Origin of the sequence: Marinifilum sp. D737 (assembly GCF_026672275.1) — a bacterium.
Classification (GTDB): Bacteria; Bacteroidota; Bacteroidia; order Bacteroidales; family Marinifilaceae; genus Marinifilum.
In genome coordinates, this window is the sequence record NZ_JANQCD010000064.1 from 1 (window position 1) to 9,738 (window position 9,738).

General features: G+C 38.1%; 1 protein-coding gene. It reads left to right on the forward strand.

What is annotated here, in order from left to right:
- Positions 1-1,294: 1,294 nt before the first annotated feature.
- Positions 1,295-9,193, forward strand: coding sequence for an MBG domain-containing protein (locus NQ163_RS20185; RefSeq protein WP_268192124.1), 7,899 nt, complete (start codon positions 1,295-1,297; stop codon positions 9,191-9,193).
- Positions 9,194-9,738 lie beyond the last annotated feature (545 nt).

Below are 9,738 nucleotides of genomic sequence, written 5' to 3' on the forward strand. Positions count from 1 at the left end.
TCGTCCCCGCAACTTTTTGTGTCATAAACGGAGCTCGCTGTGTCGTCCCCGCACTTTTTTGTGTCATAAACGGAGCTCGCTGTGTCATCCCCGCACTTTTTTGTGTTGTAAACGGAGCTCGCTGTGTCGTCCGCGCAACTTTTTGTGTTGTAAACGGAGCTCGTTGTGTCGTCCCCGCAACTTTTTGTGTCTCAAACGGCTTGCTCTCTATCGTCAGGCAACACACTTTGTATCATTCCCGAATCTTTCAGTATTACAAGCACTTACTTTCATCTCATTCCCGGGGACTTCTCTTGCATTAGCAGCAGCATTTCAAGTTCATGCTGTAATTTTTAATATTGGATACATTAAAATTTATTTGTTCATTTGGGGGAGGTGTAATAAATCCGGTGACTTATCGCTTGTCAACTTACATATACCTTATGTAGCGCTCATACAATTGGTAAATATGGATAAGCCACCGGATATTTTTAGTTTCTTTCCATGGGTGATCTTATAAATCTACCTGCTTCAAGTAATAAAATTTCGCTATACATCATACATACTTATAATTTACAACAACTGTAAAGTACAATACAAGCGGAAATATATGTTTATGGGATATATTTAGGTTCATTTAAAGAACCTTACAAAAGGTGTATCGGTTCCCCGATTTGTAAGAAGACATTGTAAAGGTAAACAAAATAAATTTACAAAGGCAAAAAAAAATGATAGATTGTTGAAATAAATTTTAAAATAACTTAAACTAATAGAGGAGATTAAATAATACATAAGGCATTCAAAAAGGAGGGCAAATATAAGCCCGGAGAAATTCCCAAAGCCTTATAATTTTGGTAGGAATACACTTCATCTGCACAAATCATATCCATTTTCAACATCTGCGTCTAAACCTTTGAGCTCTGCGTAAATCTCCTTCCTTTCTCCTTTATCCTTTTCTACTATTCGACTATTGAACTGTTCGACTGTTCGACTGTTCGACATTTAGATCGATAGAATAAAAATTGGCTGGAAATTAAATTTAGAGGCATTCTACATTGTATGCAAACTTCAATGCTTAATGCTTGTGCAGTTATTGATGTGCATTTATAACTAAATAGCGTCTGTTTAACTTTTAAAAATCAATAGTTAAATTAATGTTGAATAATTATATTTGTTTAATTAAATAGAGTGTAGCTGATGTTTTACAATTTATCATTCAGGCACATATTTAAGTGCTTACGGGGCAGTGTCTTGCTGTTCTGAAAAACACAATTTTAAAAAAAACAAACTTATTCATAACACTAAAGTCTACTTTATGAAAATTTTTACTCAGATTGGTTTAATTTTTACTTTACTTCTCTTTGGAAGTGTCATCAGCAATGCTCAAGAGCTGGTACAAACTTTTGAAGAGGAAAATAATGTTTCAAAGTCTGGTTTTGGAATTGTTGCTGGAGGCTTTGATTTAAATAATGATGGCTACAGCGATTTTGCCATAGGCGAACCATCACATAATGGAAAAACAGGTCAAGTACATATCTACTTGGGGGGTAGTACAAATGATGATACGCCAGATTTAACAATTAAAGGTGTAGGTTTTGACAATCGTTTTGGACAAAGAGTGAGAAATGGAGGAGATATCAATAAAGATGGATTTGATGATATCATTATTATGGGAGATGACCTCGAGAGTGAAGCTAATTTGACATACATCTATTTTGGAGGAGTTAGTATGGATACTGAAGCTGATGTAATCATCTCAAGCAAAGAATTTAATACAGGAAAATGTAAATCACTTACTGGAGCTGAAGATATTAACGGTGATGGATATGATGACTTAATTATAAGTTATTATCTCGACGAAAAAGATATGTCTGGGATTGATTGCGTACACTTCTATTATGGTGGAACAGCTATGGATTCAGATCCTGACTTAATTTTAAAAGGAGATGTCAAATATGCACGCTTGGGTACTGATTTATCGATAGCAGGAGATGTTAATAATGATGGTTATAATGATGTGTTAATAAGTGCTAATGGAATTTCGGATTACGCCTATATATACTATGGAGGTCCAGGATTTGATGGCATTGCAGATATTACCATAAGTAATGAGGATGGTAAAAGTTTTGGAACTTCATGTGAGATTGTAGGTGATGTGAACAATGATGGATTTGATGATGTTCTGATAGGGGACAGTGGATATTCAAGTTACACGGGACGTGCACATTTATACTTTGGTGGAGCGAGCATGGATACCAATGCAGATGCAATATGGAATGGCCAAGGCAACTATGATTATTTTGGTGGTACAGTGGAAGGTGTTGGTGATATCAATGGTGATGGATTTGATGATATGATGGTTGGAGCTTCGAACTTTTACTACTATACTGAAAAAGGACAATCTTATATTTTTTATGGAGGAACCAATATGCCAAGTTCCGCAAATTTAACTCTGGAAGGAGATGCGGAAAATGATTCATTTGGTAGTGCTCATCGCTTGGGAGATCTCAATAAAGATGGATACAATGATTTTGCAGTTAGTGCATTAGGTGAAAGTTCGGTTTATATATATTATGGTGCTTCGGGCATAAATAGTGTTTATGATTTAAAAATACATGGATCATTTACCGGAAATGAATTTGGTACTTCTGTGTCCAATGCAGGAGATGTTAATAATGATGGTTACGATGATTTGATTGTTGGGGCAAAAGCCTATAACAATAATACAGGAAGAGCCTATATATACTATGGTGGGGAACCTGCGGATAATGTTGCAGATGTTATTATGACAGGAGAAACAGCTGATGATTTATTTGGAGTTTCAGTATCGGGAGTTGGTGATGTAAATAAAGATGGTTATGATGATGTGATTGTTAGTGCATATGGATACGATAACAAGAAAGGAAGAACCTATATATATTATGGCGGCACTAATATGGACAACGTTGCGGATGTAGTCATGACTGGTTATCGTGTAAGAGATTTGTTCGGTCTTTCGGTATCTGGTGTTGGAGATGTAAATAATGATGGGTACGATGATGTAATTGTTGGAGTTAGCAATGAAAATGCAAGAGGTTATGCTGATATCTTTTTAGGAGGCGCAGATATGGATCATGTGGGAGATTTCACGATTAGTGCCGAATTAGGAGGTAGTAATATCTCAACAACAGTATCTGGAGCAGGAGATGTTAATAATGATGGTTACGATGACATAATTGTAGGTGATCACTGGACTGAAGATGCTTACATATTTTATGGTGGAGAAAGTATAAATCCACTACCAGATCTCAATATTAAATACAGTGGTACCACTGATATTAATTTCGCTTATTCTGTTTCTGGAGTTGGAGATGTAAATAATGATGGTTTTGACGATGTTATGATTGGGTGTTTTAGCTCCAATGGTAGTGTTTATATCTACTATGGAGGTACAGCAATGGATACTGAGGCTGATGTCATTTTAAAAGAAGAGCTTGAAGTTTCCAATTATGGAATAGATGTTTCAGGAGCTGGTGATGTTAATAATGATGGATATAGTGATGTAATAGTCGGAGCAAGTAAAGAGTTATATACGGAAGCCACTCACAAAGCATATCTATACTATGGTGGTGCAAATATGTCTGATTCTCCCTCTTCCATTTTAAGTGGACATGTTGCAAAAAAAGATTTATTTGGATTTTCAGTTTCAGGAGCAGGAGATGTAAATAAAGATAATCATGATGAAGTTATAATTGGTGCTTTTCGTTCGCCCGATAATGGAGCTGCTTTTTTATATGCTTATGACCCGCTTGCCGGTATTGAAAGTGTAGAGGTAACTGATATAAAAGGTTTCGATGCTATGGGAATTGGGTTTATAGATAATATAGGAAACCAATCATCTACAGCTCATGGTTTTTGCTGGAGTACATCCAACAATCCTACAATAGTGGATAATAAAAATGATCTTGGTAAAATTAAGGGGGCAGGACAATTTTCCGGACAACTTGAAGATTTAACGCCCTTAACAAAGTATTTCATCAAAGCTTACGTAACTGATTACACAGGAACGAGATATGGTAAAGAGTTGACGTTTACCACGCCTAAAGCAGATCAAAGCATTACATTTGACGCTCTTTCTGCAGTGACTTATGGAGATAATACTTTTGACTTGACCGCTACAGCTTCTTCAAATTTACCTATTACATATAGTAGTTCAGATAATTCTGTTGTAAGTATTACGGGTAGTACCATCACAATCCATCAATCAGGAACTGCTACAATTACAGCAGCACAAGAGGGAAATGAGATTTACAACCCCGCACCACAAGTTCAGCAAGTATTAACAGTGAACAAGGCAAGTCTGACAATTACTGCCGATGACAAATCAAAGATTTATGGTGCAGTAAATCCGACCTTATCCATCAGATATTCCGATTTTGTAAATGGGGAAGATGCTACGGCATTAAGCACCCAACCAACGGTTACTACCACTGCCGATGCTTCAAGCGGAGTAGGGTCGGTTCCTATTACCGTAAGCGGAGCTGCTTCCGACAACTACAGTTTTAACTATGTGAATGGTGCCTTAATCATTAACAAAGCAGAATTGACTGTAACAGCCGATGATAAAAGCAAAATCTATGGAGATGCGAATCCTGAATTCACATTCAGGTATATGGGGTTTGTGAATGGAGAAGATCCTATAGTTATAGATACTGAACCAAGTGCTATATCAATTGCTGATGCTTCAACGGGAGTTGGATCTGCTGACATCACCCTTTCAGGAGGGATTGATGACAATTATAGTTTTAGTTATGTGAATGGAACATTAAGCATTGGCAAAGCAGAGTTGACAGCAACAGCCGATGATAAAAGTAAAACCTATGGAGAGCACAATCCGAATTTAACCATTAGCTACAGCGGATTTGTAAATGGTGAAAATGCTTTCGCTTTATCAACTGTACCAACAGCATCAAGCAGTGCGGATGTAAACACAGGAGTCGGATCCTGGTTAATTACCGCTTCAGGGGGTGTGGCTGACAATTACACTTTCAAGTATGTGAATGGTACCTTAAGCATTGAAAAAGCGGAATTGACAGTTACTGCCGATGACAAGAGCAAAGCTTATGGAGAAACCAATCCGGCATTAACACTAAGCTATGATGGTTTTGTAAATGGTGAAAATGCTTCGGATTTATCAACTGTACCTACAGCCAGTTCAAGTGCCGGTGCAAATACCGGGGTGGGATCAAGTGTGATCACTGCATCAGGAGGAGCTTCTGACAATTACAGCTTCAAATATGTAAATGGTAATCTGACAATCAACAAAGCTGAATTAACAGTTACTGCTGATGACAAGAGCAAAACTTATGGAGATGAAAATCCTGCATTTACAGTGAGTTATTCCGGATTTGTGAATGGAGAGAATGAATTGGATTTGACTACAGCCCCAACTGCCCATTCCAATGCAAACCAATTTACAGGTGTGGGTTCAATGCCTATTACACTTACTAACGGGACCGCTGACAACTACTCTTTCAAATATGTAAATGGTATATTGACAATCAATAAGGCAGAACTGACAGTAAGAGCCGACGACAGTAGCAAAACCTATGGTGAAGAAAATCCATTTTTATCGGTGAGCTATTCCGGATTTGTCAATACTGATGATCAGACAGATTTGCAAACGGCACCAACAGCATCAACAAGTGCAGATGCGAACACAGGTGCGGGTTCAGCTGTCATTACTGTTTCCGGTGGTGCTTCTCCTAATTACTTGTTCAAGTATGTGAATGGTAGTTTGACCATTAACAAAGTAGAACTGACTGTAACTGCTCAGAACAAAAGCAAAACTTATGGTGCTGCAAATCCGGCATTTACCATTAGCTATGCAGGTTTTGTAAATGCTGATGATGTGAGTGATTTGACATCTGAATCAACAGCCAATTCAACGGCTGATGAGAACACTGGTGCAGGTTCAGTTCCGATTATAGTCTCTGGTGGATCTGCTGACAATTACAGTTTCAGATACCATAATGGTAATTTAACGATCAACAAAGCGAATTTGAGTGTGATTGCCGATGATAAAAGCAAAACTTACGGGGATGAAAATCCTGAATTTACTGTAAGTTATTTAGGATTTGTAAATGGCGATGATGCTACTGTTTTGACAAAGACACCAACAGCATTTTCAACGGCAAGTGAAGCAAGTGGGGCAGGATCAGCTATTATTACTGTTTCGGGAGGAGAAGATGAGAACTACAACTTCAGCTATGTAAATGGTACCCTGGATATCAATAAAGCGGTACTTACTGTAAGTGCTGAAGATCAAACAAAGACTTATGGAGAAAGCAATCCAGCCTTTACAATCAGATATGCCGGATTTGTAAATGGGGAAGATATTTCAGCTTTAACTACTGAACCTGCTGCTGCATCAACAGCAGATCAAAATACGAATGCAGGTGTAAGCGATATTACTGTTTCAGGAGGTATAGCCGATAACTACAGCTTTAACTATGTGAAGGGCAGCTTGATCATTAACAAAGTGGAACTAAGCGTAACAGCGGATGACAAGAGCAAAACTTATGGAGAGGCAAATCCTCTGTTTACATTAAGCTATGCTGGTTTTGTAAGTGGAGAAGATGCCAAGGATCTGGCAACAGTGCCAACTGCATCATCTCTTGCCAATGAAACTACAGGTGCAGGTTCAGTTCCTATCACCCTTACTGGTGGTGTAGCCGATAACTACACTTTCAACTACACCGATGCTATCTTGACAATTAACAAGGCTTACCTAACGGTAACTGCTGAAGATAAAATCAAAATTTACGGAGAAGCAAATCCTACTTTTACAAATAGCTATGTAGGTTTTGTAAATGGCGATGATGTTTCTGTTTTGACAAAGACACCAACAGCATTTTCAACGGCAAGTGAAGCAACGGGGGCAGGATCAGCCATTATTACTGTTTCGGGAGGAGAAGATGAGAACTACAACTTTAGCTATGTAAATGGTAGCCTGGATATCAATAAAGCGGTACTTACTGTAAGTGCTGAAGATCAAACAAAGACTTATGGAGAAAGCAATCCAGCCTTTACAATCAGATATACCGGATTTGTAAATGGGGAAGATGTTTCAGCTTTAACTACTGAACCTGCTGCTGTATCAACAGCAGATCAAAATACGAATGCAGGTGTAAGCGACATTACAGTTTCAGGAGGTATAGCCGATAACTACAGCTTTAACTATGTGAAGGGAACCTTAAACATTAACAAAGCAGAATTGACCGTAACTGCTGATAGTAAGAGCAAAACTTATGGAGAGGCAAATCCGGAATTGACGGTGAGCTACACAGGTTTTGTAAATAGTGATCACTCAAATTCTTTGACTAAGGAACCAACTCTTACAACAGTAGCCGATGCCAACACAGTGCCTGGATCTGTTGCAATAAAAGTTTCGGGTGCACAGTCTGATAACTATACTTTCACATATCAGAACGGAACACTTAGCATCAAAAAGGCAGAATTAACAGTTACTGCTGAAGACAAGGTGAAATTGTATGGAGAAGTTAATCCTGAATTTACATTTAAATACTCCGGTTTTGTAAATGGCGATGATGCGTCAGCATTAACAAGTCAGCCAAAAGCAAGTTCAAGTGCTGATGCCGGCACTGGTACAGGAGAAGCTTTAATTGTAGTTTCAGGTGGAGAATCTGATCTGTACAATTTCAAATATCAGAATGGTACTTTAAGTATTAACAAAGCCATTTTGAATGTAAGCACAGATGATATCACCAGGAACTATGGAGAAAACAATCCTGAATTTAAACTAAAATACATTGGTTTTGTAAATGGGGATGATGTAAGGGTCTTGAGCCAGGAACCAGTTGCCACATGTGCTGCCAATAGTACAACGGAGGTTAGTGGTGTAGAAATCATTATTAGTGGTGGTGCTGCAGATAACTACAAGTTTGAGTATGAGAAAGCAATGCTTTTGATCAATCCGGCAGAGCTATATGTAACTGTAGATAATAAAACAAGAGCATATGGAGAGGTCAATCCTGAATTTACACTTAGCTACACAGGATTTGTAAATGGTGATGAGGAGTTGGTGCTGGATACCAAACCAACATGTACTACCGAAGCCAATCAACAAACGGGCATTGGTGATGTTGATATCATTGTAAGTGGCGGTAGTGATAGTAACTACAACTTTAATCACGCAAAGGGAATATTGACCATTAACAGAGCTGAATTAACAGTTAGTGCTGATGACAAGGCCATAACATATGGTGATGATATTCCTGAGTTTACTTTAAGCTATGCTGGCTTTGTAAATGGAGAAAGCGAATCGGTTCTGACAGCTCAACCTGTTGTAACAAGCAATGCAAATGTGGATTCTAATGCAGGAACAGAAGAGATAAAAGTTACGGGTGGAGCAGCAGATAATTACAGCCTAAAACATGAGAATGGTACTTTAAGCATCATCAAGGCAGAATTAACCGTAAGTGCCGATGACAAAAGCAAAAAATATGGTGAGGCAAATCCTGAATTCAGCCTAAGCTATAAGGGTTTTGTGAAAGGTGAAGATGTGTTAGTTTTGAATACTCAGCCTGATGTATCGTCAACAGCAGATGAAACTACAAATGTAGGAACAGAAGAGATTACAGTTACAGGTGGAGCAGCGGAAAATTATAGTTTTAAATATATGAACGGTAGCTTAAGTATTGGTAAAGCAGAATTGACAGTTACTGCCGATAACCAAAGTAGGGAACAGGGGGCTGAAAATCCTGAACTAACATTAAGCTACAGCGGCTTTTTGAACGGAGATGATGAAAGCGATATTGATGTTCTTCCTGTTGCAACTTGTGAGGCTGATGAAAACTCTACACCGGGCGATTACGATATCACTATTGATTCGGGAGAGGATAACAATTATGATTTCAACTATGTGAAAGCTGTCTTAAGCGTAACACTCGTTACAGGTATTGCTGATCTTGAACTGGCTGAGTTGGTAGCTTATCCAAACCCAAGTAAAGAATGGCTGGCCATTAAATGGACAGGTAATAGGACTTACAATGCAGAAATTCAGATCTTGAGTATGAATGGAAGCGTGGTTAAAACCATTCATGATTATAATAAGGGGTCGAAAATCAATATTTCAGAACTGAGAGCTGGAACTTACATGGTAAGAATAAAAATAGAAGATACCTATCAAATCAAGAAAATCATAAAGCTTTGATTATTTTGACAATTGATTTCTGATATAATTTGAAAAGGTTACCATTTATGGTAACCTTTTTATTGTCATATGATTCATGGATCTTATGGCGTTAGAGCAGACTGCAAAAAACTTCTATTCATTTTGAATGCATTGAAGAGGCGATTTTTTTAATCATACTGTTCTTTGCAAAACAGCATCGATAGTGTTCATCTGTGGACAAAACTTATCTGCTAAAATCATAGCCATCATCAAGATCTGCGTCTAAACCTTTGAGCTCTTCGTGAATAGCCTTTGTGTTCCTTCGTGGTACAATTTGTTATAGCCAGCTTTGTTAAAGTAATGGCGGACATTCTGTGTTTAGTCGTAATTCGCAATTCGTCATTCGTAATTTTCTGAAATCATATTCTATCCTTTATCCTTGGGATTTTTTCCGTCGCATGTGAAAGACCTTCATTAATTAAGGGCATGTAGTTGCGACGATATTTGCATGAACCATATCCCTTGGGCTACATTCGCTTTGCTCATTTGCCCAAGGCTATAAAGATTACGCCCCTCCGGGGCTA

Excerpts from the sequence above, each read along its gene's own strand:
- NQ163_RS20185 (WP_268192124.1), top strand. The coding sequence starts at position 1,295 with ATGAAAATTTTTACTCAGATTGGTTTAATTTTTACTTTACTTCTCTTT.